This is a genomic window from Bacillus marasmi, assembly GCF_902168435.1.
Lineage (GTDB): Bacteria > Bacillota > Bacilli > Bacillales > Cytobacillaceae > Bacillus_BU > Bacillus_BU marasmi.
The window spans coordinates 313,382-339,774 of the sequence record NZ_LR656165.1; the positions used below are offsets into that span (position 1 = coordinate 313,382).

General features: G+C 38.6%; 19 protein-coding genes and 1 other annotated feature. Of the genes, 6 read left to right on the plus strand and 13 right to left on the minus strand.

Features of this window, described 5'->3' with window-relative positions; all coding sequences use genetic code 11:
• Positions 1-128: 128 nt before the first annotated feature.
• The 5 genes from mbcS to ezrA form a co-directional block, all read right to left on the minus strand.
• The gene (gene mbcS / locus FXW34_RS03705) at positions 129-1,715 is read right to left on the minus strand and encodes an acyl-CoA synthetase MbcS (protein ID WP_147532630.1); all 1,587 of its coding nucleotides are present in this window, start codon (positions 1,713-1,715) and stop codon (positions 129-131) included.
• Between the two features lie 162 nt (positions 1,716-1,877).
• Positions 1,878-2,084, minus strand: a complete 207-nt coding sequence (locus FXW34_RS03710; RefSeq protein WP_147532631.1) for an alpha/beta-type small acid-soluble spore protein — start codon at positions 2,082-2,084, stop codon at positions 1,878-1,880.
• Positions 2,085-2,211: 127 nt separating this feature from the next.
• Positions 2,212-3,435, minus strand: a complete 1,224-nt coding sequence (gene thiI / locus FXW34_RS03715) for a tRNA uracil 4-sulfurtransferase ThiI (RefSeq protein ID WP_147532632.1) — start codon at positions 3,433-3,435, stop codon at positions 2,212-2,214.
• Position 3,436: 1 nt separating this feature from the next.
• Positions 3,437-4,579, minus strand: a complete 1,143-nt coding sequence (locus tag FXW34_RS03720; protein WP_147532633.1) for a cysteine desulfurase family protein — start codon at positions 4,577-4,579, stop codon at positions 3,437-3,439.
• A gap of 199 nt (positions 4,580-4,778) precedes the next feature.
• A complete protein-coding gene (gene ezrA / locus FXW34_RS03725; RefSeq protein WP_147532634.1) occupies positions 4,779-6,479 on the minus strand; it encodes a septation ring formation regulator EzrA in 1,701 nt (566 codons plus the stop codon).
• A gap of 292 nt (positions 6,480-6,771) precedes the next feature.
• Here ezrA and hisJ point away from each other — a divergent pair, with 292 nt between their 5' ends.
• Positions 6,772-7,575, plus strand: a complete 804-nt coding sequence (hisJ, locus tag FXW34_RS03730; RefSeq protein WP_147532635.1) for a histidinol-phosphatase HisJ — start codon at positions 6,772-6,774, stop codon at positions 7,573-7,575.
• 26 nt (positions 7,576-7,601) lie between these two features.
• Here the strand turns inward: hisJ and refZ are convergent, their stop codons facing one another.
• On the minus strand, positions 7,602-8,225 hold the full coding sequence (refZ, locus tag FXW34_RS03735; RefSeq protein WP_147532636.1) for a forespore capture DNA-binding protein RefZ: 624 nt from the start codon (positions 8,223-8,225) through the stop codon (positions 7,602-7,604).
• A 294-nt stretch (positions 8,226-8,519) separates the two neighbouring features.
• Complete coding sequence (locus FXW34_RS03740) at positions 8,520-10,346, minus strand: sensor domain-containing diguanylate cyclase (RefSeq protein WP_147532637.1); 1,827 nt, start codon at positions 10,344-10,346, stop codon at positions 8,520-8,522.
• Between the two features lie 451 nt (positions 10,347-10,797).
• Here FXW34_RS03740 and rpsD point away from each other — a divergent pair, with 451 nt between their 5' ends.
• A complete protein-coding gene (rpsD, locus tag FXW34_RS03745) occupies positions 10,798-11,400 on the plus strand; it encodes a 30S ribosomal protein S4 (protein ID WP_147532638.1) in 603 nt (200 codons plus the stop codon).
• A gap of 1,022 nt (positions 11,401-12,422) precedes the next feature.
• Here the strand turns inward: rpsD and FXW34_RS03750 are convergent.
• Together FXW34_RS03750 and tyrS are read right to left on the minus strand one after the other, a co-directional pair.
• A complete protein-coding gene (locus FXW34_RS03750) occupies positions 12,423-13,337 on the minus strand; it encodes a nuclease-related domain-containing protein (protein WP_147532639.1) in 915 nt (304 codons plus the stop codon).
• A gap of 132 nt (positions 13,338-13,469) precedes the next feature.
• The gene (tyrS, locus tag FXW34_RS03755) at positions 13,470-14,735 is read right to left on the minus strand and encodes a tyrosine--tRNA ligase (protein ID WP_147532640.1); all 1,266 of its coding nucleotides are present in this window, start codon (positions 14,733-14,735) and stop codon (positions 13,470-13,472) included.
• A 103-nt stretch (positions 14,736-14,838) separates the two neighbouring features.
• Positions 14,839-15,064: a binding site (T-box leader), on the minus strand.
• Positions 15,065-15,208: 144 nt separating this feature from the next.
• Here tyrS and FXW34_RS03760 point away from each other — a divergent pair.
• Positions 15,209-18,016: a transglycosylase domain-containing protein gene (locus FXW34_RS03760; protein ID WP_147532731.1), complete on the plus strand. Its 2,808-nt coding sequence runs from the start codon at positions 15,209-15,211 to the stop codon at positions 18,014-18,016.
• Positions 18,017-18,849: 833 nt separating this feature from the next.
• Here FXW34_RS03760 and acsA read toward each other — a convergent pair.
• Entirely contained in the window at positions 18,850-20,568 is a 1,719-nt protein-coding gene (gene acsA, locus FXW34_RS03765; protein ID WP_147532732.1) for an acetate--CoA ligase, read from the minus strand.
• A gap of 199 nt (positions 20,569-20,767) precedes the next feature.
• Between acsA and FXW34_RS03770 the strand changes: the two genes are divergently transcribed.
• The 3 genes from FXW34_RS03770 (at position 20,768) to FXW34_RS03780 (ending at position 23,316) form a co-directional block, all read left to right on the plus strand.
• The gene (locus FXW34_RS03770) at positions 20,768-21,400 is read left to right on the plus strand and encodes a GNAT family N-acetyltransferase (RefSeq protein ID WP_147532641.1); all 633 of its coding nucleotides are present in this window, start codon (positions 20,768-20,770) and stop codon (positions 21,398-21,400) included.
• 105 nt (positions 21,401-21,505) lie between these two features.
• The gene (locus tag FXW34_RS03775) at positions 21,506-22,153 is read left to right on the plus strand and encodes an acetoin utilization AcuB family protein (RefSeq protein WP_147532642.1); all 648 of its coding nucleotides are present in this window, start codon (positions 21,506-21,508) and stop codon (positions 22,151-22,153) included.
• Positions 22,147-23,316, plus strand: a complete 1,170-nt coding sequence (locus tag FXW34_RS03780) for an acetoin utilization protein AcuC (RefSeq protein ID WP_281292916.1) — start codon at positions 22,147-22,149, stop codon at positions 23,314-23,316. Before FXW34_RS03775 ends, FXW34_RS03780 begins: the two co-directional genes overlap by 7 nt.
• Before the next feature lie 79 nt (positions 23,317-23,395).
• Here the strand turns inward: FXW34_RS03780 and ccpA are convergent, their stop codons facing one another.
• The 3 genes from ccpA to ytxJ all read right to left on the minus strand — a co-directional run bounded on the left by ccpA (position 23,396) and on the right by ytxJ (position 26,282).
• Positions 23,396-24,394: a catabolite control protein A gene (ccpA, locus tag FXW34_RS03785; protein WP_147532644.1), complete on the minus strand. Its 999-nt coding sequence runs from the start codon at positions 24,392-24,394 to the stop codon at positions 23,396-23,398.
• Positions 24,395-24,646: 252 nt separating this feature from the next.
• Complete coding sequence (locus tag FXW34_RS03790) at positions 24,647-25,717, minus strand: bifunctional 3-deoxy-7-phosphoheptulonate synthase/chorismate mutase (protein ID WP_147532645.1); 1,071 nt, start codon at positions 25,715-25,717, stop codon at positions 24,647-24,649.
• A gap of 235 nt (positions 25,718-25,952) precedes the next feature.
• Complete coding sequence (gene ytxJ / locus FXW34_RS03795) at positions 25,953-26,282, minus strand: bacillithiol system redox-active protein YtxJ (protein ID WP_246140841.1); 330 nt, start codon at positions 26,280-26,282, stop codon at positions 25,953-25,955.
• Between the last annotated feature and the right edge of the window lie 111 nt (positions 26,283-26,393).

Below are 26,393 nucleotides of genomic sequence, written 5' to 3' on the forward strand. Positions count from 1 at the left end.
ATATAGTTGGATATATTATGATTTCATTGTACAAAAGAATTGGAAAAATAGGTAAAATTAACAACTAATATCAGACATAAAAAAATAAAGACCGACATTAGTCAGTCTTTATTTTGTCAAAAAGGTTATTATTTTGTGCTAAATGCAGCCAATTCTTTTTGGCGTAATTCTACACGACGGATTTTTCCAGATGTAGTTTTTGGTAATTCCTCTAAAAATTCGATTGCACGTGGATATTTATATGGAGCTGTAAGCTCTTTAACATGTTCTTGAAGAACAGAAATAAGATTTTGATCATTTTTGTCAACATCTTCTCTTAATACAACAAATGCTTTTACAATATTACCACGAATTTCGTCTGGGCTGGCAACTACAGCACATTCCTTAACGAATGGGTGTTTAACAAGCGCATCTTCAACTTCGAATGGTCCAATTGTATATCCAGAGCTAATGATGATGTCATCATTACGTCCCTCAAACCAGAAGTAACCATCTTCGTCTTTTTTCGCTTTATCACCAGTTACATAATACTCACCACGGAATTGCATAGCAGTTCTTTCTGGATCTTTATAGTATTCCTTGAACAACGCTGGAGTTGAAACATGAACTGCGATATCGCCAACTTCGCCCACTTGGCAAGGCTCGCCGTTTTCATCGATGATTTCGACACGGTTACCAGGTGTTGGTTTACCCATTGAACCTGCACGAAGTTCCATTCCTTTTGAAACACCAATTAATAATGTGTTTTCAGTTTGTCCATAACCATCGCGAACTTCGATATTAAAATGACGCTTAAATGTGTCGATTACTTCACGGTTTAAAGGCTCACCTGCAGATACTGCACTGTGAAGGTGATCTAATTGATAATCAGCAAGATTGTCTACTTTAGACATAATACGGTACTCAGTTGGTGTGCAGCAAAGTACATTTACTTCATGCTTCACAAGTAGTTGTAAATATTTTTGTGGTTCAAAACGACCATTGTATACGATTCCAGTCGCGCCTGAACCTAATACTGATAAGAATGGGCTCCAAATCCATTTTTGCCAACCAGGGCTTGCAGTTGCCCAAACATTGTCACCATTTTCAATTCCTAACCAGCTTTTAGCTGCTGTACGTAAGTGTGCAAACGCCCAGCCGTGTGTATGAACAACACCTTTAGGGTTTCCAGTTGTACCTGAAGTATATGATAAGAATGCCATATCGCTTGCTAATGTATCAGCATAGTCAAATTGGTCAGATACATGCTTAAGCTCTCCATCTAATTGAATCCAGCCTTCAGCTTCTGCACCAATAACGAACTTAGCAAGTCCTTCCGCTTCTTCAAGACCATCAAATTGATCAAGGTATGGATGATAGCATACTACCGCTTTTACCCCACCATGGTTGATACGATATTGTAGGTCCTTTTTACGAAGCATTTCAGAACTTGGAATTACAACGATTCCCGCTTTTAATGCTCCAAGGTATACTTGGTATGCTTCAATTAAGCGAGGAACCATAACAAGAACAACATCACCCTTTTTTAAACCGTTTTCATATAATAAATTACCAACTTTATTTGCATTTAAAATAAGTTGTTTGTATGTAACTTCTTGCAAATCCCCAGCTTCATTTTCCCATTTAATTGCAAGTTTGTTTTCATCTTTAGCATATTGCTCAACTTCACTTACAAGGTTGTAGTTTTCAGGCGCTAGTAAATCTTTTCTTTCCATTCTATTTCCCCCTTAGTAGATATTACGATAATAATTTTCCTACAACCCTATTTTATACTAAATTTTCGCAAAATTTTAAATTATTTTTCTATTTATTTTGACAAAAAAATATAAAGAAGCGAGCCATTAGACTCGCTTCTTGTAGCCATTTGTATTTTTTTGTTATCTTGTGAAGCTTCCGCCCATTTGTTGTTGGGCCATAGATACTAGACGTTTAGTGATCTCACCACCAACTGAACCGTTAGCGCGTGAAGTTGTGTCAGCTCCAAGATTTACTCCAAATTCAGTCGCAATTTCGTACTTCATTTGTTGAAGTGCTTGTTCAGCTCCTGGAACTAATAATTGATTTGAGTTGTTGCTGTTAGCCATGTGAATCACCTCCTTGTGAGTATAGAGTGTGTAGAATCACATGGCTTCATTCAATACATTCATTGGTAATTGTTAACAGTTTTTTAACAATTGTTTAAAAAAATTGTTAACAATTGAATTTTGTCGATTAAAATAAATCATTAATTTCGTCCACTGACATATTATGGTTGGTATTGCCAATTCTTATACGGATCATTTCTGTTTCTTTAACGGCCTTTTCAATAAATGGCTCAAAATCAAAATAACTTTCATAATGAATGACCTTCTCGCGTTTTGGCTTTGTTTTTGGCGACGAAGGAACAAAAACAGTGCAGCAATCATCGAATGGACGAATCGAAATATCGTATGTGTCGATTTGTTGTGCGATTTCAATCGTATCATTTTTGTCGATTGTAATGAGCGGACGAATAATTGGTGTATTCGTCACTTCGTTAATTGCATACATGCTTTCGAGTGTTTGACTGGCTACCTGACCTAGACTTTCACCCGTAACAATCGCCAATCCTTCACGTTTTTTTCTAATTTCATCAGTGATCCTCAACATCATTCTTCGTGTTGTCGTCATAGAATAATTTGCCGGGATTTGCTTTTGGATGATCTGCTGAATTTCTGTAAATGGCACAATGTGCAAATTGACATAGCCACTAACCTTTGCCAGCTTTTCAGTTAAGTCGATAACTTTTTGTTTAGAGCGCTCACTTGTAAACGGCGGACTGTAAAAATGGACCGCTTCGATTTCTAAACCACGCTTCATTGACAAATATCCAGCAACTGGACTGTCAATTCCGCCTGAAAGCATCAGCATCGCCTTACCACTAGACCCCACTGGCAAGCCACCTGCACCTCGAATCGTTTCACATGATAAATATGCCGCATCTGCACGGATTTCAATTAGTAAATTGATATCGGGATTTTTCACATCTACCTTTAATCCTGATCCATCCATATTCCTTAGAATGTGAGCCCCAAATTCCTGATTAATGTCCTCGGCAGTAAGCTCAAATGTTTTATCTGATCGTTTCCCGGTAATTTTAAAAGTGTTTCCTGTTTTATACACTTGTTGAAAAAGGGTCAATGCTGCATCTTTCATTTGATCTAGCTCTTTTTCAACCTTTACGGCTGGGCTAAATGATTGAATACCAAAAATCCCCTTTAACCCTTCAATAATTTCATCGCCATTCTCTCCGTTTAATAAAATATACATTCTGTCGCGACTTGCGTCGATTTTTGCTTTCGGTGTATCTTTTAAAAGCGGTTTAATGCTTTTCCGTAATTTGTCAATAAATTGCTTTCGATTGCGTCCTTTTGTCGATATTTCACCATAACGTATAATAATCCGATCATAATTCATCTTATTTCATTACCTCACCTAACTGATTTATTGTGGCTTTTATAGCCTTTACTGCTTTTTTTGCTTCCTGTAGCGTGTTCTGATAGGAAAGACTCAGTCTAATCGCACTCTTTGCCTCATCCTGTGAAATCCCCATTGCTAACAAGGTTTTACTAACTGCCGCTTGACGTGAGGAGCATGCACTAGTGGTCGAAACAAAAACTCCCTTATCCTCTAGTGCATGTACGAAAACCTCACCCTTAAAGCCCTTTATTGAAAAATTAACAATGTGCGGAGCAGCACCCTTCTTTGGAGTATAGATGGTAATTTCCGGAACCTGCTCTAATTCGCTTTTAATATATTGCATCACTTCATTCAATAAAGATAGCTTTTCATGATAATAATCCATCGTCAAACGAAGTGCTTTAGCCATTGCAACGTTACCCGGCACATTTTCTGTACCACTTCTAAGTTTAAATTCTTGATTCCCGCCTGAGAAAAGCGGACTAATTTGTAATCCCTCACGCAAATAAAGGATCCCAGTTCCGTTTAGGCCATGAAATTTATGCCCCGAAATCGAACAAAGATCGATGCCGCAGTCATAAATGTCTAGAGGAACCTTTCCTACTCCTTGAACATGATCAACATGAAACAAAATTTTTGGATACGCTTTTAGCATAGTACCAATTTCTTTAATAGGTTGAATCGTCCCAACTTCATTTTGCACATGAATGACCGACACTAAAATCGTGTCGTTTCTTATTTCTTTTTCAATATCTCTAACAGCGATTCTTCCATCCTGATCAGGATGAACATAAGTAATTTCAAAGCCAAGCTCTTTAAGCTGCTCCATCGCTTCACGAATTGAAGCATGTTCAACCTCAGTTGTAATGATATGCTTCCCTCGCCCACGATACATTAATGCCGTACCTTTTATAGCAAGATTATTGCTCTCAGTTCCCCCTGAAGTAAACAAAATTTCTGAATCCTTTACATGTAAAAGCTTCGCGATTTGCGAACGCGCCTGCGATAACAATTTTTCCGCCATCCCTCCGAGCTGATGCAATGACGAAGGATTACCAAAATAATCCGTAGCGACCTTAGTAAATGAATCAACTACTTCTGAATATGGCTTTGTTGTGGCGCTATTATCAAGATAAATCATGTTTTTCCCCTTTCAGCTTTGAACCGTTACACCTATGAATTAACATTGAGCGCACCTTTGCGCAAAAACGAATCGAATCCGTTCCTTTTGTACGAAATAATTATTCCAAATGTCTACCTAAAAAACAATGATTTAAGTGTCGCAGTTTGTCAAAAAAAAGAGGTTCCCCATAAATGGCGAACCAGATCAGCATAACTGCTTAAAGTATTTTCTCTGTCATCATTTCTTCAATTTTCTTTAATGCGCCTGGTTCAACCTTTTCAATCGTTGTTGCAGCTTGTTCCAGTGCCGTTTTGTAATCAAACTCTCTGAAGGCAATTTCTGCTTCATATAATCCCTCTGCAACTGAAGGATACTTGCTTTTGTATCGATTTCCATATTGAATGACCTTTTCGGCCAATCGAACATTTTCGATCATTTCATTCGTATTGTGATCGAGCGTTTCAACCGCATGTTCTGCACCTTCTAAAAAGTGCTGAACGGCATTCATGTCAAGCGGCTTTTCAGCAAGCTTATCCATCAATGTATCGATACTTTCCTCTGCATCATCTAGCAGATATTCATATTCCTTCGGCAATCCAGGAATTTTACTTTTTGAAACCATTCGAATTGTTTCGCCCATTTTCTTTTTCAATTCTTTCACTTTATCGCGGGCTGCCAATTCATCTTTTCTCAACGTTTGCAGTGATTCTTGGTAGGACTCCTGTTCTTTTACAATCTCATCAATCATTTCTTTAATTTCAGTAAGCTCTGCAGATAGCTGAGTTTGCGCATAACCTTGCTCATCTATTTTTTTCTCCAAAGTATCATATCGAGTCAACAGCTGAACAATTTGCTTTTCCGATTTTCGCTGTGTTTCAATTTCTGCCTCAGCAAGTTGATAGATTTGTCTTACATAATCCGTTTCATCATTCAGCAATCGGCAATGCTCTGCAATTTCGGCTAAAGCATCCTTAATTTCGTCTTTATGCTTTTGAATATAGTGCTTCGCCAATACTTCCTTTTCCAAAAGCTCATAAAATTGATCAATTCTGTCTTTAACTGCTTCAATTCCCTCTTCAACAGCTTTAACTTCAGTTTGTCCAAGCTGTGCTAAAAATGATGTAATCTGCTGCTCTAAACGGTTAACTTCTTCTTCAAACTCTAAATGGCCTAGCTGATAGCCTTGCTCCACCATTTCACGGTAGCCATCCTTCAATTCATTAATTTGCATCGGTAATCCCGATTCACAATCAATGAGCAGCTTTGGAATAGCCTGCATTTTTTCAGAAATGGTTTGCATTCTATCTTTTATCGTTAAAACGATTTCGCGTGCCTCTAAATAGTCACCATTTTCGGTCTTTTCCTCAAATAATTGGAATGTTTTTATCATCTCATCCAATTGTTGCTCGAAAGCATCGACTGTATGTCCAAACGTATGCCGATGAGCTAACAACGCCTTTTTCGACTCGCGGTACAGCCCTTTTAAGCTTTCTGTTTCCTCACGATTTTTCTGTTCACTACCAACAAGGTCATGAAGTTCAGCAAGGATTTTTTTAATGACCATTTCATTTTCTTCAAGTATGGCTGCAATTTCAGCTTGAATATTCATTGCCTTTTTGAAATGTAATTTATCAATTGCTTCTTCTGCCTCAAACAGCATGACATCAATTTCCGGCAACTTCACAGTTACGATTTCATCCCACTGTGTACGCCATTGTTCAAATAACTGCTCAGTTTGTCCAGTCATATTTAATTGTTTAACCTTTGCCAATTCGTCATGAACCGGCCGGTCTGATATTTCAACTTTCCAATTTTCTAATCGATCTATCTCTTTAAAGAAATTTTTTCTTTTTATATAGCCGAGCAAAGCTAAACCAATAACCAGTACTGCCCCAATTCCACCGATCACAAAACCCATCTTGCTCACACCTGCTCTCACTTAATACGAAGTTTTAGTCCGTTTCTTTTCTATGATTACTTTACTTATGCTCATTTCTTAACATGTATAGTAAAGTGTATGGTATATAATAATGAACAATTTTCACTAATCAATGTCCTTTTCAATGTTAATATGATAACATGTAAACGACATTTTTTGACTAATAAAATCATATTTTTTTAGACAAATTCTGCCTATTGTGCAGGAATACACATATTTAATGACAATCATGTGACATCCAAAATCCTATTATATCAGGAGGTGCCCCTTTATGATAAAGGACGGACATATACACTCCCTTTACTGTCCACATGGAACAAAAGACGCTTTTGAAAACTATGTTGAAAAGGCAATTCAGCTTGGTTTTAAGGAAATTTCATTTACCGAGCACGCGCCCCTACCAGCTAGTTTTAGCGATCCTGCCCCAACGAAGGACAGCGCCATCAGCCTCGAACAGCTCGATAGCTACTTTCACGACATTAGAAACCTAAAAATACAATATGCAGGTCAAATAAAAGTGAATGCCGGACTAGAGGTAGACTATATCGAAGGGTACGAGGAGGAAATCAAATCATTTCTTAATATGTATGGCCCTCAATTAGACGATGCGATATTATCTGTGCATTTTTTGAAGTGCAATGAACAATATGAATGTATGGATTATAGCCCTGATATTTTTGCTAAACTAGTCGACGGTTTAGGTTCAGTCGAAGCTGTCTACAGAAAGTATTACGAGACTTTACTTCTCTCTGTAAATAGTGACTTAGGACCCTTTAAACCTAAAAGAATTGGTCATATTACCCTGGCACATAAGTTTCAGCGAAAATTTCCGATTGCTACGCGATTTGAAACGGAAATGTCCAAATTGCTCAACGCGATAAAGACGAACGGCTACGAATTAGACTACAATGGCGCTGGTTGTGCCAAGCCGCTTTGTCGCGAACCTTATCCACCACAATGGGTCGTCGAAAAAGCAATTGCTCTAAACATCCCGCTCGTATACGGTTCAGACGCCCATCAGGTGAAGGATTTAGGACAAGGCTTAGACCAAATGATTCAAGCGAAAACATCCTAACCTACCTATTTTAGTTAGGATGTTTTTTAACAAGCATTCCGTTGCTTTAGCGGAGTGACAACAATTCCATCTATCCATCGATTGATCTCTTGCAAATATTTATCGGCAAAGTAGCTTTCATGCGGGAATACATGTAATACCTCTGTTAAATATTGCGTGTTTAAAAACGGTACGGACAATATCCCTTTAAATTGAATTAATAAGTATTGAATAGGAACTGGATGAAACTCCTTTGATTCAATCCCCTTTTCGATTACCGTATGAAAAATGAAGCGTTCCTTCGAATAATAAGTCGTTAAAATTTCTCGAACAATCTGTGTGTCAATTGACATTTCTCGAAGTACAAAGCGCGTCAAATGAATTTGGTTGCATTGATAATCCCAAAGTCTCCTGGCAATATCTCGTAAGCACTCTGTGGCTCCCTTTTCAAGGCAAGAATAACCACTTTCCAATTCCTTCATATACCCTTCAAAAAAGGCAGTTAAACAATACTCTAGCAAACCTTGCTTATTCCGAAAGTAATAAGAGATGTTCGCAGCATTGATTTCCGCTTTTTTAGCAATATCACGAATTGAAGTTCCATCATATCCATTAGCATTAAATAATGCCACGGCAGCATTAACGATTCTCTCCCGCGAATTTTTTCTCATAAGCACTTCGCTCCCTTACAGCTAGAATGGCACTCAAAACTATGATATTTAACTAACATTCTGTATCGAAAGCGATTCTCCTTTTAAATTCTATCGACAAAGCTCTCTTTCCGACGCGAAATATGCCGAATCAAATCGTTAAAAATGCACAAAAGGATGGCCCTGCACAATCAAACTCCATCACCAAAAATATCAGTGCATATGCTTGATTAGCTGGTCATCCTGTAGTATTTCTTTTTAATTAGTATGTTGATTTTTCGCTCCAAATCAACATTTGTCATTACATTAGCAATTTTATTGTACCGTTTCTGTTTGCGTGATTACGCGATTTTTCCCGGAGCTTTTTGCAAAATACAACGCCTCATCGGCTCGATTAAAGAGCTGCTTAGCAGAATCCTCCTGCTCCTTCGACCAATGCGAAACTCCGCAGCTGACTGTTACAGAAGGTGTAGTTCCTTCTTCCACCCGTCGTATTAACCGATTAGCAATTTCCTTACCTTTTTCCATCGGTATTCTTGGCAAATAAATAGCTAATTCCTCACCGCCCCAACGTGCGGCAATATCGGTATCTCGAATACTACTTCGCATTACGCAGGCTACTTGAATCAGTATATCATCGCCAACTTGGTGTCCATATGTATCATTTACCTTTTTAAAATTATCAATATCAATGAGGATGAACGTACCTTGACCCTCATTTATCATCGATTTTTGAATTTGCTTATCTAAATAATTACGGGTATAGAGCTTTGTCAAATAATCGGTAACGACCATTCGCTCTAACTCTTCCCTTAAGGTAGAATTGACAAAGGCCAATGTCGAATGATGAACTAAGGATTGCAATAGTTTATACGAATCAAATGAGAAATGATATGGCTCACTATGGAAAACTAAAATGAATCCGACCATACTACCCGATTGGATCATTGGCACAGCCATAATCGAACGATATTGGCTTTCATTTATTTGTTTAAAATCTCCAATGAACATCGGACTTTTATCCTTTAGAAGCTTCTCATGAAAATCATGAATATACGTTTCTGCCTCTGCTGAAAGGAAAAACGGTGTACTCCCTTCCAGAATTTTCATATGCCCCTCATGAAAAAGAATAAAGCCAACCTCTTCTGCATTAAAAGAGCTAATAATCTGTTTGCAAACAAAGGACACAATATCTGAAAACCGATGCTTTGAATTTAATTCATGGGATACTTCATTGATTAATTTTAAATCAGTAATAAGCCGATTAGATTGCTGATACAATTGAGCATTTTCAATCGCCGTACCCGCTGTATTAGCCAGTAGTGAAATAAATTCCACTTCTTTAATAGGGAAGACAAGTACATTAACTGCCGTAATTTGCAGGACACCATAAACCCCCTGCTTTCCCTTTAGCGGAGCATAAAGAATCGAGCAATTATCTTGTGCGTAGTTTTCCATTTGCACAGTTCCTGTTACATAGGCTTCCATCGCTGCCGTGTTTTCACTATCATATTGCAAACATTTAATTGGAAGCTTACTATTGCTTCGAGTGTCTTGTGAAAGGAATAATGAATATTGGAATCCTGGATATACCTCATGAAGAACATCGATGATTTCAGCTAATACGGCATCCATATCCATCGTCGAGTGGAACTTTTCTGTTACGCCAAACAGGAGACGATATTTCCTCTCTTTAGCTGTGATTTTCGAAAGATTCAGGAGAACCTTTATTAAGTTTCCGCAAACATAACCAATTTGCTCTAATAAAACTGGTGAACTCAAATTGACTTGCGGGTTCTTCACTAAAATATAACCATAGTCCTCCAACCCAAACTTAATGATGTATTGATTATGTACGTTAGAGTTTGTTTCAAATAAAACAGCCTCATCGATCGACTCATTAGTGGCATTCATCAGTTTAACGAGTGGCGAATCCTCAATGTTTATTCCATCAGCAATAAGCTGTTCACCCCACTCTGAACAATAATAAAAGATAACTTCCTCCGCCTTTAGGGTTATGGCAATATTAAGCGTAATTCGTTCAGGAATCTGCTCAAAGTGAAGGATATTTTCTTCATCGTTCAAAATGTCCAAAAGAGTACTTTTTAATTTATCTATTATCTCATTGTTTGCATTTCCCATCGTGCATCACCTATTTCCCCATTTTGGCTTTTTAGAGGAATTGTTATCCTAATAAATTAATTTATTTAAAAAAACACCATTTTCATCGCGTTTATTCCTTATATTATTATTTCATTATATCATATCAAAATATATGTATGTCTAATTCTTTCATAAATATTCTATAATATAGGACATATGTATGTTTGATTTATAATGATAATTTTTGAAAACTCATTGACTTATACAGACAAACAATTATATAATACTCTTTGTGTAAAATATCGCAGCCTATATAAACACTTTTTTGTTATCATTTTGTTCCATCGGTTCTCCTTAGTTTGAACCTTTATGATGGGGTATTGTGTAACCCTCTGCTGCGAGGGCGAAGATACATGAAAACAAAATGAGCATAATCGTTGTTTGTTACTGTTTTTATTTTACAAAATAAAAACACAAGGAGGAGTCACTCATGGCTCGTTATACCGGCCCAAGCTGGAAATTATCCCGTCGTCTTGGAGTATCTCTAAGCGGAACTGGAAAAGAATTAGAAAAGCGTCCTTACGCTCCTGGTCCACATGGTCCAAACCAACGCAAAAAGCTTTCTGAATACGGATTGCAATTACAAGAAAAACAAAAACTTCGTCACATGTACGGAGTAAATGAGCGTCAATTCCGCAACCTATTTGACAAAGCTGGCAAACTACAAGGTAAACACGGTGAAAACTTCATGGTTCTTTTAGAATCACGTTTAGATAACGTTGTTTATCGTTTAGGTTTAGCTCGCACTCGTCGTGCAGCTCGCCAATTAGTTAACCACGGTCACGTTATGGTTAATGGATCTCGCGTAGATATCCCATCATACCGTTTAACTCCTGGTCAAACTATCACTCTTCGTGAAAAGTCTCGCAACCTTGATGTAGTTAAAGAATCAGTTGAAGTAAACAACTTCGTTCCTGATTACTTAACTTTCGATGCAGACAAATTAGAAGGTACTTTCACTCGCTTACCAGAGCGTTCTGAATTACCAGCTGAAATTAACGAAGCTCTTATCGTTGAGTTCTACTCTCGTTAATAGCTTGTCATCAGCACTTCGGTGCGATACAAAAGCCCCCTTGGCCGTTTGGCCAGGGGGGTTTTTGATTTGTTGGTTTTTTGTGAATTTGGGTAAGCTCTGGTGCGTAGTCAGCTTATAAGTGCCCTAGTTTTCTAATTTAATCGAAATGAGGGTACTTAGATTTTTTAAGTACCCTCTTTTTGTTTTTCATTCGAAAAGAGGGCACTTAGGCTCCCTGTAAGCACCCTCATTTTCTACTTCAATCGAAATGAGGGTACTTAGCCATTTTATGTACCCTAGTTTTTTCCCATATTCGCAAAGAGGTCACTTAGGCTTCCTGTAAGTGCCCTCATTTTCTGCTTCAATCGAAATGAGGGTACTTAGCCATTTTATGTACCCTAGTTTTTTCCCATATTCGAAAAGAGGTCACTTAAGCTCCCTGTATGTGCCCTCATTTTCTGCTTCAATCGAAATGAGGGTACTTAGCCATTTTAAGTGCCCTAGTTTTTTCCCATATTCGAAAAGAGGTCACTTAAGCTCCCTGTATGTGCCCTCATTTTCTGCTTCAATCGATATGAGGGTACTTAGCCATTTTATGTACCCTAGTTTTTTCCCATATTCGAAAAGAGGTCACTTAGGCTCCCTGTAAGTACCCTCATTTTCTACTTCAATCGAAATGAGGGTACTTAGCCATTTTAAGTACCCTAGTTTTTTCCCATATTCGAAAAGAGGTCACTTAGACTTCCTGTATGTGCCCTCATTTTCTACTTCAATCGAAATGAGGGTACTTAGCCATTTTAAGTACCCTAGTTTTTTCCCATATTCGAAAAGAGGTCACTTAGACTTCCTGTATGTGCCCTCATTTTTTGCTTCAATCAAAATTAGGGTACTTAGCCATTTTAAGTACCCTAGTTTTTTCCCATATTCAAAAAGAGGTCACTTAGACTTCCTGTATGTGCCCTCATTTTTTGCTTTCATATGAAATTAGGGCACTTATAGAGTAACTCTCTCATTTCATCGAGGATAAATCCCGATTACGCTCATCCATAATAGGTCCATTTTCCATAACCAAATTGCTCATAATTATCCTTAAGTATTCTCCTTAGCCATTTTGATGAAATAGACAGCCGACACCAATCAAAAACAATATTTGGAGTGAGTTTTAACTCTGGAAAAAGCAAACGGACTTCTTCAACTCCCCTTACTACCGCAGCTTCTATTTTTTCCTGATACCCACAATCATAGCATACTAGTTTCCTTCCATGAATTTCGAGAAAGAATGAATTACATTTCCCGCAATTTAACCCCTTACGAACTGACCCGAATTGATAAGCTGGTAAATGCATCGATTCCGGCTCGGTAATATGTGCATTAAGTAAAAAATTAGCCAACTCAGTGTGAGTGTTATCTAAAAACGAAGGTTTTGCATTAAGCGAACGCAGAAACCTATTGAGTTGGGTATAGTAAACGATTGGTTCGTCAACAGGGGCTTGGTATAAAAAGCATTCGGGGTTGATAAATATGACATTTCCTTCAATTGGAATGTTAAAGCCATTCTTCTGGAGCAGTTTCGTAAGCAAAATTTTTATCCTATTTAATTGTTCAAGTGGATTTTGATAGATTCCATCAGTGGTGCAATTATAGAAGTTTTTATTTTTGTAAATAAGATTTCCTTCGAAGTTTTTAATTTCATTGGGGATGATTGAATTCTGGGTGATGATGGTGGAATCAATTTGAAAGGTGGTATTGTCGCATTTTAGCAGCAAGTCATTTAATATGTAAAACTTATGATGTAGCCCGGCCCCCTCTACTAATTGATCAAACTGTACTTCACCTTGAAAACCTTTTTTTAAATTTAAATAGTGCTGCTTCTCGGTTTGGGTTAAGTCCATTCTTGCGTTTAAAATATGCAAAATTTTTAATTCGCTCGACTCTTCTCGATTTTTATAGGCCATAATCCACTTCCTTTCAACTTCATTATCTTTATTTTATAAAAATAATAATCATAATTCACTTGAACATTATGTGAATTTTCAAACTAACAAACAGACCTCCCAAAAAAATTGAGAGGTCAATCACTTAACAATTTAGTATTTAATCAAAGTGTATTTCTTTTTGCCGCGGCGGATGATGGTGAATTGACCTTCGATTCGGTCAGCTTCACTTAATACATAAGCTGTATCGGTAATCCGCTCACCGTTGACTGAAACCGCCCCATTCGAAATATCCTCACGGGCTTGACGCTTCGATGGTGAGATTTTTGCATCCACAAGCAGGTCTACAAGACCTAACTCTTTAGAATCATCCACATCAAAAGAAGGAACATCTTTAAAGCCTTGCTTAATTTCAGCTGCAGTTAAGTTTTTAACATCGCCGCTGAATAATGCTGCGGAAATTTTCACTGCTTGGTCTAATGACTCTTGGCCGTGAATCATTCGAGTCATTTCCTCAGCCAACGCTTTTTGCGCCTTACGAAGATGTGGTTCTTCAGCAACTGAAACCTCAAGTGCTTCGATTTCCTCACGAGACAGGAACGTGAAGAACTTCAAGTATTTCACAACATCAGCGTCAGCAGTGTTAATCCAGAATTGGTAGAATTCGTATGGTGATGTTTTTTCAGAATCAAGCCATACAGCTCCACTTTCAGTTTTGCCGAATTTTGTTCCATCTGCTTTAGTTACAAGCGGAATGGTTAAACCAAATGCTGGCTTTGCGCCCTCTGGCTTCATTTTTCGAATTAATTCAAGACCGGTTGTAATATTTCCCCATTGGTCACTACCACCGATTTGCATGCGGCAATCATGTTTTTCATAAAGGTGGAAGAAATCCATTGCCTGTAAAATTGTGTACGTAAATTCGGTAAAAGAAATTCCTGTTTCTAGACGAGAAGAAATGGTGTCCTTAGCGAGCATGTAGTTGACTCCGACATACTTTCCAAAGTCGCGCAGGAAGGTCACGATATCCATTGAACCAGCCCAGTCATAGTTATTAACCATGATGGCACCATTACTACCTTCAAAATCGAAAATACGCTTAAGTTGCTCCTGCAAACAACTAACATTGTATTGAACGGTTTCAAGCGTTTGCAGCTTGCGTTCTTCTTTCTTTCCGCTAGGATCACCAATTAGGCCTGTTGCCCCGCCGACAAGCACAATTGGACGATGCCCAGCCTTTTGAAAGCGACGCAGTGTTAAAAACGGAAGTAAATGCCCGATATGCATACTATCTGCAGTCGGGTCGACCCCGCAGTATAAGGATATGCTTTCATTATTTAGCGTCTCCTCAATTCCTTGTTCATCTGTTTGTTGATAGACGATTCCTCGCCATTTTAAGTCAACTAATAATTCATTCATTATTTTTGCCTCCATTTCAAAAAATAAAGCTATGTCTCACTTGGTAGTAATTTTCCGCGGTGCATAGAGCACACAGCAAAAACAAAAAGACGCCCCTGCAAATTGCAGGGACGCCATAAGCGCGGTACCACCCAAATTAAAAACCATCAACGGTTTTTCACTCAATAAAATAACGGTTTAGACCGTTTGCTGCTAATGGTTATAGTTCAATGTTCACAGCAAATGCTTAGGGAGGTAATTCGTGCTTCTATTTGTACTGGCTCGCAGCTTCCGCCAGTTTTCTGTCAACAGGGATAGAAGAACTACTGGATTCCCATCATTGCAAATTATTCAATTCATTATTGTTTTTTTACCATAAATTAAGGGATGTTGTCAATTGCAGGATGAGAATTAAAGGAAAATTGACGATGCTTGTCATTTTATCGGTTGCAATATGCTATAATGTATGTGATTTTAGGGGGTTTGATATGCCAATGAACGAAAGCCAAAATTGGAAGGAAAAACTGAGGTCAGCCTTACAACTTTTTACAAATCAAAAAACCGTAAAAGGAGTTCGGATTACCTATCAGGTTATATGGAATTTGGGATTATTATTTTTTATTATTTTGATGGTTGGCGGTACTTTTGCCTTAGGTGTTGGCGGAGGCTACTTCGCATCATTAGTAAAGGACGAACCGATACGCACCTATGCTAGCATGAAAAAACAAATTTATAACTACGAAGAAACATCGGAATTATATTTTGCTAATGACGTTTATCTCGGCAAGCTTCGCTCCGACATCGATCGTGAGGAAGTTAAGCTCGACCAGGTATCTCAACATTTAAAGGATGCGGTTGTCGCAACGGAGGATGAATATTTTTATCAGCATGACGGGGTTGTTCCGAAAGCTATTTTCCGCGCCCTGTTTCAAGAGGTTTCAAATGCCTCCGTCCAAACCGGCGGTAGTACGTTAACACAGCAGTTAATTAAAAACCAATTGCTATCCAACGAAGTATCCTTTGAACGTAAGGCAAAAGAAATATTATTGGCACTACGTTTAGAAAAATTCTTTGAAAAAGAAGAAATACTTGAAGCCTATTTGAATGTTGCAACATTTGGCCGAAACTCATCAGGTCGAAATATTGCAGGTGTTCAAGCAGCTGCAAAAGGGATTTTTGGTGTAGAGGCAAGTCAACTCAGCTTACCACAAGCAGCGTTCATTGCCGGTCTACCGCAAAGTCCATTTGGGTATACCCCATATACTCAAAACAAAACGATTAAAAACAACTTATCACCTGGTTTAGAACGGATGAAAACGGTCTTAAAACGAATGTTTGATGGCGGTTATATTACACAGCAGCAATATGATGAGGCACTTGCTTATGACATTACAAAGGATTTCATCCCACCAAAGGAGAGCCCATCACAACAATATCCATATTTAACAACAGAAATCGAAAAGCGCTCAATTGAAATTTTGGCCGGAATTCTTGCTCAACAAGATGGTTATGAAGAACAGGATCTAAAGGATGATAAAGAACTTAAAGCAGAGTATCTTGAAATCGCCAACCTGAATATTCGCCAAAATGGCTACAAAATTCATACAACCGTTAACAAAGAAATTTATGATGCAATGCAGCAGGTAAAAAATAATTACCCTCACTTTGGTCCAGACAAGGCTCAGGAAACGACTGACCCTGAAACAGGTGAAAAAGTAACGATTATGGAGCCAGTTGAAGTCGGCGCCATCTTAATCGAGAATAAAACAGGAAAAATCATAAGTTTTGTTGGTGGACGTGATTATCAACGTGAGCAATTGAACCACGCGACAAGCGCTGTCCGTCAAAATGGTTCGACGATGAAACCACTTCTCGTTTACGCACCGGCATTCGAGCTTGGTGCAGCTCAACCTGGAACAATTTTACCGGATGTAGCCCTAAAGCTAGCACCTGGAATTAATCGTCCTTGGCCGCAAAACTATGACAGACGCTATAGCGGATTGACGTCTGCACGACACGCTTTAACTAAATCGTATAACGTGCCAGCCGTTAAGCTATACAAGGACATCATCGCCCAAAGACCAGCAACATACTTGGAGAAAATGGGCTTCACTTCTCTAGTTGAACCGGATTATACAAACCTTGCTACAGCGATTGGTTCATTAGAAAATGGAGTTACCGTTGAGGAAAATACGAATGCTTTCGGCACATTCGCTAATGGTGGGAAATTTGTGGATGCCTACATGATCGAAAAAATTACTGACCGTGATGGCAATGCGATTTATCAACATGAGGTAAAAGAAACCGAAGTATTCAGTCCACAAACATCGTATTTAACATTAGATATCATGCGCGACGTAATCACGAGAGGTACCGCCACTTCGATTAATAGCCGTCTAAAATTCAAATCTGACTGGGCTGGAAAAACAGGTACAGGGAACCAGTTCTATGATGCTTGGTTTGTCGCAACAAATCCGAATGTAACCTTTGGAATTTGGACAGGTTATGACACACCAAAATCACTGCAAACTGGTGGACTAAGCTATAGTATCAGAACGAATTATTTATGGGCGGACTTAATGAATGCGGCCTATGATATTAATCCTGATTTAGTCGATCCTGCTGAATCCTTCCAAATGCCAAGCGGAATCGTTAGTCGTTCGTTTTGTGCAGCTTCAGGAGGACTTCCTTCAGATGCTTGCTCAAAAGCTGGTTTAGTTGAAACTGATTTGTTCAATATTAAATACGCACCTACTAAAGGTGATGACAGCCTGATTTCAGGGAAATTTGTTGAAATCGGTGGGAAGAAATATGTAGCACTAGATTCAACACCAGCAGAATTTTCAGAGTCAGGCGTGATATTAAACCCTGATTATGTTGCAAAAATGATGGGAACAACAAATAATGCAGCTCAATTAATACCTAAAATGGACCGTTGGGCAAATGTGTTAGTTGCTGATGCTAAAATAAACGAAGATGGCAATAAGCCAACTCCATTAAATATTTCACTTTCTGGTAATAATGTTTCCTGGGGCGCTCACCCACATGGTGATATCGTTGGTTATCGTGTTTACCAAAATGGAGCTGGTAAAGTACTGAGCATTAAGTCTGGGGCTGCCCTTTCGTTTACGGGAGGAACAGGTGGATCCTATTATGTAACTGCAGTGGATATTGCCGGAAATGAATCCGGACCATCTAATACAGTCACAATTGGGGTACCGGAACAGCAAACTCAAACTCAAACTAAATCAAATCCGAAAAAACAGGAAAATACTATTCCTGATCCAATGACGAATCCATAGAAAATGAGGCAGGGACAAAAGTATTTCGGCTAAACTAAAATCGAACGATCATGCAAAATTCTAACTTAGAATTTCACATGATCGTTCGGTTTTTTCTTTTTACGAGGTGTGTCTATTCACCCGAATATTGATTTTTCATAATTGGTCTAATTAAAGATGGATTTTGCGTTAATTTTGAAATTTGGCTAGGTTTTTGATGAATAATGCGAGATATTTTTTGAAAAAGTGACTATTCTGGGATGAATCTACATCTTTTTTGATAAAAATCATCGTTTTTGATTAAAAAATAAGAATTTTTCACGATTTCATTTAATTAGTGGGAGATGATTTGCACAACTTTTCTGTGATATGCACAGGAAATAGAGGATATGCTTCATTTGAAAAAATATATGATACAACTTTTTGGATATATGCACGACTTTTAAAATATATGCACAACTTTTAATAGGCTCCTAAAAATTATGCACAGAAAAATCAGGATATGCACACAAATATGCATTTATGAACACATTTAGCATGATATGCACAACCCGAAATTTAGGTGCCTGTCACCGCCCGAATTTTCTTTACCACAATAAAAACGAGGCATGGACAAAACCCAGTTTTGATACAAAAAAGCCTGTGGAATTTTTACGATGAGTAAAATTTCACAGGCTTTGCCTTTTTCATGTATAGAAGCTAGTTTTGTCCCAGCCTTTTTTTTTTCGTTATGTCTAGCTGCGGCGGCTAGCCCCTCGAGGTCTTAAGCCAATCCGGCCAAAAGGTAAACTACAACCTTTCGGCCGGCTCGTCTTAAGCTTGTCGGGGCTGAACAAGCCGCCTCCGCTTTTCTATTAGTCTTCCATTGTTGAAAGGTCACCTGTTGGTAGGTTAAGTTCCCATGCCTTGAGGACACGTCGCATGATTTTACCGCTGCGAGTTTTTGGTAGACTGTCGCGGAAATCAATTTCGCGTGGTGCAGCATGTGCTGCTAAACCAGTTTTAACAAATGTACGGATATCCTCTTTTAGCTCATCACTTGCTTCAAAGCCTTCACGCAAGGCTACGAATGCCTTAATGATTTCACCGCGTACTGGGTCTGGTTTTCCGATTACGCCTGCTTCTGCAACAGCTGGATGCTCAACAAGCTTACTTTCAACCTCGAACGGACCTACACGCTCACCCGCAGTCATGATTACGTCATCAACGCGACCTTGGAACCAGAAATAGCCTTCATCGTCCATGTACGCTGAATCCCCTGATACATACCAATCGCCTGGCATGAAGTAAGATTCGAATTTTTCTGGGTTACCCCAAACTGTCTGCATCATGGATGGCCAGCCTTTTTTGATTGCCAAGTTACCCATACGGAATGGTGGTAGCTCTTTACCTTGATCATCCACGATTGCAGCTTGTACACCTGGAATTGGTTTACCCATTGATCCCGGCTTAATTTCCATGCAAGGATAGTTACAAATAAGCTGAGCACCAGTCTCTGTCATCCACCATGTATCGTGAATGCGAAGGTCAAATACTTTAGCACCCCATCTAACTACCTCAGGATTTAACGGCTCACCAACACTGATGATATGGCGAAGACTGCTCAAATCAAAACGCTTGACCACTTCATCACCAGCACCCATAAGCATTCTGAATGCAGTCGGTGCACTGTACCAAACAGTAACGCCATATTCTTCAATCATGCTATACCAAGCATCTGGGCTGAATCTTCCACCGATAATAACGTTTGAAGTTCCAGTTAACCATGGCCCAAAGATTCCGTATGAAGTTCCAGTAACCCAGCCTGGGTCAGCTGTGCACCAATAAACATCCTCTTCTTGTAAATCTAGTACCCATTTTGCTGTTTGATATTGTTGAATCATAGCATTATGAACATGGAGTACTCCCTTAGGCTTACCTGTTGAACCTGATGTATAATGAAGGATAAGACCGTCATTGCGATCAACCCACTGAATTTCAAGCTCTCTGCTAGCTTCAGCTAACTTCTTATTAAAATCAATATGGGAATCTGTTTCTTCAATATTTTCTCCAACAAGGAAAATATGTTTTAATTCTGGAAGCTCACTAACTGGAACACGCTTTAACAACTCAGGAGTTGTGATGATCACTTTTGCTCCGCTATCTTCTAGACGGTCCCGAACGGCACCCTCCATAAACGCTTCAAACAAAGGACCAACTACAGCACCTAATTTAATTGCGCCCAATACCGCAAAATAAAGTTCAGGTGAACGTGGCATAAAAATGAAGACACGGTCTCCTTTTACGACATCACCGTATGCTTTAAGCACATTCCCTGCTTTATTTGATAAGTCTTTCATTTCCTTGAAGGTATATTTTTCTTTTCTAGCTCCATCACGATAATACAAAGCGACTTTATTTTTACGGTATGTAGCTGCATGGCGATCAATTGCCTCATATGCCATATTTACCTGACCAGTCTCAGACCAAGAAAAGGCTTTTTCAGCTTCCTTCCAATCAAATTGTCGGTAAGTTTCATCGTAATTCTTTAAATTAAAATTCCCCTCAATTGCTGATAGCGCTTCCAATTTCATCAAACAGTTTCCTCCTTTGTTCTCTATCATGTACCCTAGTATACTACTAGTTTATATTTTTCGCAATATTTAAAATATTTAAAGTATTTATTTAATTTTAAAAAAAATAAAAATTTAATTGATTGGAAGCGCTTTATAAGGTGCTATTTTATGTATAATAGAGAGGAGATGGTATTGTATATATTTAGGCGGTGACTAAATGGAGTATAATAAAACGTACTATGAAAAAGAATTGCTAACCCCAGATGGAGTTGTTCATATTGAAGGACCAGTGCCAGCCGAACAACTGGCTCAATACGAGTTCCATCAAGATTTAACAGCTTTTCGCCCTGCTTCTCAACAGCATAAAGCTATCGTTGAGATTGCAGGATTACCCGAAGGAAGAATTATCATTGCCCGACACGAAAACACAATTGTTGGCTACGCAACCTTCCTTTATCCCGATCCTTTAGAGCGTTGGTCAGAGGCTAAAATGGAAAATTTAATAGAGTTAGGCGCGATTGAAATCATTCCGCAATTTCGAGGCCATCATGTCGGCAAATACATTTTAATGGTATCGATGATGGATGATGCCATGGAAGACTATATCGTTATCACGACAGAATACTATTGGCATTGGGATTTGAAAAGAACCGGTTTGAATGTATGGGAATACAGAAAGATAATGGAAAAAATGATGAATGCCGGCGGCTTAGTTTGGTTTGCAACAGATGATCCAGAAATCAGTTCTCATCCTGCCAACTGCTTAATGGCGAGAATCGGTAGTCGGGTTGATCAAGAGTCTATTCAACGATTTGATAGATTAAGATATAAAAACCGTTTTTTAATTTAGCTATTCAATAAATAATACTCTTTTTAACCTTCTCAAAAACTAGCAAAATAAAGAAAAGACTTTCAGGTAGAATCAAATTACCTTGCCAAAAAGGAGGTTTAAGCAATGATTGTAGAAGAAATTATGAAAACGAATGTAGCCACCATGACTACAGAAAACACAATTGCTGATGCGATCGATTTAATGGCAGCGAAAAAAATTCGCCACATTCCTATCATTAATGAGCAAAAAAAAGTTGTTGGCCTTATAACAGATCGTGATATTCGCGATGCCAATCCATCTACCTTTTATGCTGAGGAACACAGAGATATTTTGGAGAAGCCCTTACATATGATTATGCAGACAGATATTATTACTGGGCATCCTCTCGACTTTGTAGAAGAAATTGCGGCTGTGTTTTATGAGCACCATATCAGCTGCCTTCCAATTGTAAAAGAAGGAAAATTGGCTGGCATTATTACCGAAACTGATTTATTAAGAACTCTAGTTGAATTAACCGGCGCCCATCAACCAGGGTCCGTAATTGAAGTTAGAGTCCGAAATATGATCGGCGTTCTCAGTGATGTTACATCCGTCATTAAACAGCGTAATGCCAGCATTCAAAGCGTTCTCGTGTATCCAGACAAAAAGGATGAAAACTACAAGCATTTAGTTATTCGGATTCGGACAATGAACCCGATGAATATTATCGAAGATTTAAAGCAAGCCGGTCATACCGTGCTTTGGCCTAATCTTCCGGGGATTTCATCATGACCGATTCTGTATTTGTATTTTCAGAAGCCCAATTAAAATATAAATTTAATAGCAATCATCCTTTTAATCAACAACGTCTGGAACTGACTCTTGATTTATTAAAGAAAATCGGCGCAATTAAAGAGGAACAAATCGTGTTACCACGCATGGCTACGGATGAGGAGCTCCTCCTCATCCATGACCCCAATTATGTGAATGCGGTTAAACTAGCTAGCATTGGGGAATTGCCTCAAGCTGTTGCTGAAAACTATGGTTTAGGAACTGAGGATACACCGATTTTCCCAAACATGCATGAAGCAAGTTCCTTTTTGGTCGGTGGGACATTAACAGCTGTCGACCATGTCATGACTGGAAAAGCGAAGCATGCCCTTAATCTTGGCGGAGGCTTACATCACGGATTTCGCGGTAAAGCTTCTGGGTTTTGCATCTATAATGACAGTTCAGTTGCCATCAAATATATGCAGGAAAAGTATCATGCACGCGTCTTGTATGTTGATACGGATGCTCATCATGGTGATGGTGTGCAATGGTCCTTTTATGATGATCCTGATGTTTGCACATTATCGATTCATGAAACAGGTCGCTATTTGTTTCCAGGTACAGGCAGCATTAATGAACGTGGTCAAGGAAAAGGCTATGGTACTAAATTTAATATTCCACTTGATGCTTTTACGGAAGATGAGTCTTTTATTGATGCTTACACCTTAGCTTTACAAGAAATTTGCGAGTTTTTCAAACCGGATGTGATCATAACGCAAAATGGCGCAGATTCCCATTATTTAGATCCACTTACTCATTTATCGGCAACGATGAAAATCTATCGCGAAATCCCAAAAATTGCCCATAAAATGGCACATCAATATTGTGATGGAAAATGGATTGCTGTCGGTGGAGGCGGCTATGATATATGGCGAGTTGTTCCAAGGGCTTGGGCAATGGTTTGGCTTGAAATGACTGAAAACTCCAACTTTTCAGGAAGTTTACCGAAGGAGTGGTTGGATAGATGGCAGTCTCTTTCACCTGTCACACTTCCACCAGAGTGGGACGATCCAATTGATTTATATCCACCGATTCCACGGAAAGAAGAAATTACTGAGAAAAATGCCCAAACTGTCCAAAAAGCATTATATCCAATTCGAAACCGCAAGAAATCAGTATTATAAACAATAATAAAAACCGCCAAAGATGGCGGTTTTTCGCTTTTTTATTAGGTCGCTCTGTAGTGCGTTTTTGCTTTTCGTTTTATCGCGTTGAATCTCGTTCTTCGATACGATGTGGTAAAACAACAATTTGCTCGCTCGTTTTTTCTTGGTTCATCAATTTAGTCAGCAATCTCATCGCAACAGCGCCAATATCATATAGCGGCTGTACAACGGTCGTTAACTGCGGACGAACCATTAAGGTTAATTTTGTGTTATCGGAGCTTATAATTTCAAAATCCTCTGGAATGGAGAAGCCTTTATCCTCTGCGCCATGAACAACACCAAGCGCCATCTCATCCTGACCAACGAATATAGCCGTTGGTTTTTCGTTTGCTTCCATCAGTTTTTCAAATGCTTCAATCCCGGAATCATAAGTATCATCGCCCTCAACAACAAGGTCTTCATTATATGCAATTCCAGCTTCCGCTAATGCCCGCTTATAACCGGCAAGCTTTTTCACACCGTTAATTGGTTCATGAATCGGTCCAATGACAAAGGCAATTTTAGTATGTCCTTTGTCAATAAAGGACTTCGTCACATCATATGCTGCTTGATCATAATCAATATTGACAGACGGAATTTTCCCGGATTCCTCAATTGAACCAGCCAATACAATTGGCACAGGTGATTTTTCAAATTCTTCCACGTGCTCAGCCGTCACATTTCCGCTCATAAATACAATGCCATCCACTTGTTTTCCAAGCATTGTATTAATTAAGTGTAACTCTTTATCTTTATTTTGATCAGAGTTGCTCAAAATAATATTGTATTTATACATTGTGGCGATATCCTCAATGCCTCGCGCTAAATCACCAAAAAACGTACTTGAGATATCAGGAATAATCACGCCGACCGTTGTCGTTTTCTTGCTTGCTAATCCACGCGCCACTGCATTTGGACGATAGCCTAGGCGTTCAATTACCTCTAAAACTTTTTTTCGCGTTGCAGGTTTAACATTAGGATTTCCGTTCACAACCCTAGAAACGGTTGCCATTGAGACGCTTGCTTCTCTGGCAACATCATAAATGGTAATATTCAAATGATATTCACTCCTTAATTAATCCCCACAAATCAACTTATTAGTAGTTTACAGCAAGATTCCCTCGATTAAACACATTATTTAGTTTGTGAGATATTTAACTTGTCTAATTTATGTATTTAATGATACGATACCCAATCTATTGCCGCAATGACTAGAACTGAAATTTTATTGCTTTTTATATGAATTTTTCAATATTCCTCTCATGAAAAAACCTCCTGCATTTGTAACAGGAGGTTTTTTCATGTATATTTATAGTCGAACAAATGGGGTATCCTTTAAGCCTTCAAGGAAAGCATCAAATTGTTGTAAATCCATTTGCTGAGCTGAGTCAGATAGCGCAACCGCTGGATCTGGATGGACCTCTGCCATAACGCCGTCGGCACCGATTGCTAAAGCTGCTTTCGCGCAAGGTAGCAGTAAATCCTTACGGCCGGTGGAGTGTGTGACGTCAACTAATACTGGCAAGTGCGTTTCTTGTTTTAAAATCGGGACTGCGGAAATATCTAACGTATTTCTCGTCGCCTTCTCATAAGTACGAATTCCTCGCTCACAAAGGATAATTTGGTCATTTCCTTGCGAGATAATGTATTCAGCCGCATTAATGAACTCTTCAATCGTTGCTGCTAAACCTCGTTTAAGCAATACTGGCTTTTTCACAGAACCGACTGCCTTCAATAGTTCAAAGTTCTGCATATTGCGGGCACCAATTTGAATGACATCAATATATTCAAGTGCTGTTTCAACATCGTTAGGGCTAACAATCTCACTGATTGTAGCTAAACCATATTCATCGCCAATTTGCTTGAGAATTTTCAAGCCTTCTAAACCGAGACCTTGGAAATCGTATGGGGATGTTCTAGGCTTGTAAGCTCCTCCACGCAATAAAGAGAAGCCCTTTTGCTTAACAGCTGCTGCAACTTGAGCAACTTGATCATATGATTCAACGGAGCATGGGCCAAACACAAAATGTGGGGTGCCGTCGCCGATTTTTACGCCTTTAACATCCACAATTGTGTTTTCTGGCTTTTTCTTCCGGGACACTAATAACGCTTTGCGATGATCATCCTCTTGAAGCTCTAAACCAGCCTTAAAAATCTGCTTGAACATGTGCTCAACTGTTGAATTCTCAAAAGGACCATCATTGTTTGCTGTAATTTTATCAAGCATCATTCTCTCACGAAGAGGATCGTATCGGTTAACCCCTTGTGTTTCCTTCACACGACCAATTTCTTGAACTAATTTTGCTCTTTCATTAATGAGTGAAAGTAATTGTAGGTTAATTTCGTCGACACGGTTACGTAATTGCTCCAAGTTACTCATTGCACAACCCCCAGATTTTTTAATCAGTTTATTTATCTTTCTAATTCTCAAATAAAAATGTTGTTTTACTAGTTAATTGGGTTAATTATAAAGGATAAATAATTTCTTGTCACCAAAAAACTTTAACAATTAAACGCTTTTAAGCACTAAAGCATTATATGTTTATTTTTTTAAATAGTGCCCAATAATTTTCGACAAAACTTTGGTGAAAAAAAACATCCATGTAGCTGGATGTTTATTTATTCGCCTCTTTGGCCTTTTCCAGTGCATCAGAGGTTATTTTCCAATGTGATGCATGCCAAACGACTTGTTGATTGCTAATATAAAAGGCTTGGGGGGATTCGTGTTTTATCTGGAACTTTTCTGCTATGTAGTTTGAGAGTGGTCGTGAATCCTGAACCGTTAAATAGTAGCTATTGAGTGCTGGATGGTCTTCTGTAAACTTCACATATTCCTCATAAGCAGCTTGGCTGATTGGGCAAGTGACACTATGCTTTAAAAACGTAAATGGCTGTCCTGATTGAAGAATCTGGTTAAATTGCTCAGCCGTTTCAACTTTTTGCACTTTGAATACCTCCTTGGTTAAACAGATTGTTATCTGTTTGCTAGAAAAAAAGCGAATCATCCTTAAAAAAAGGCTGCCTCGCTTAATTTCTGTAATCGTATCATTTTCAAA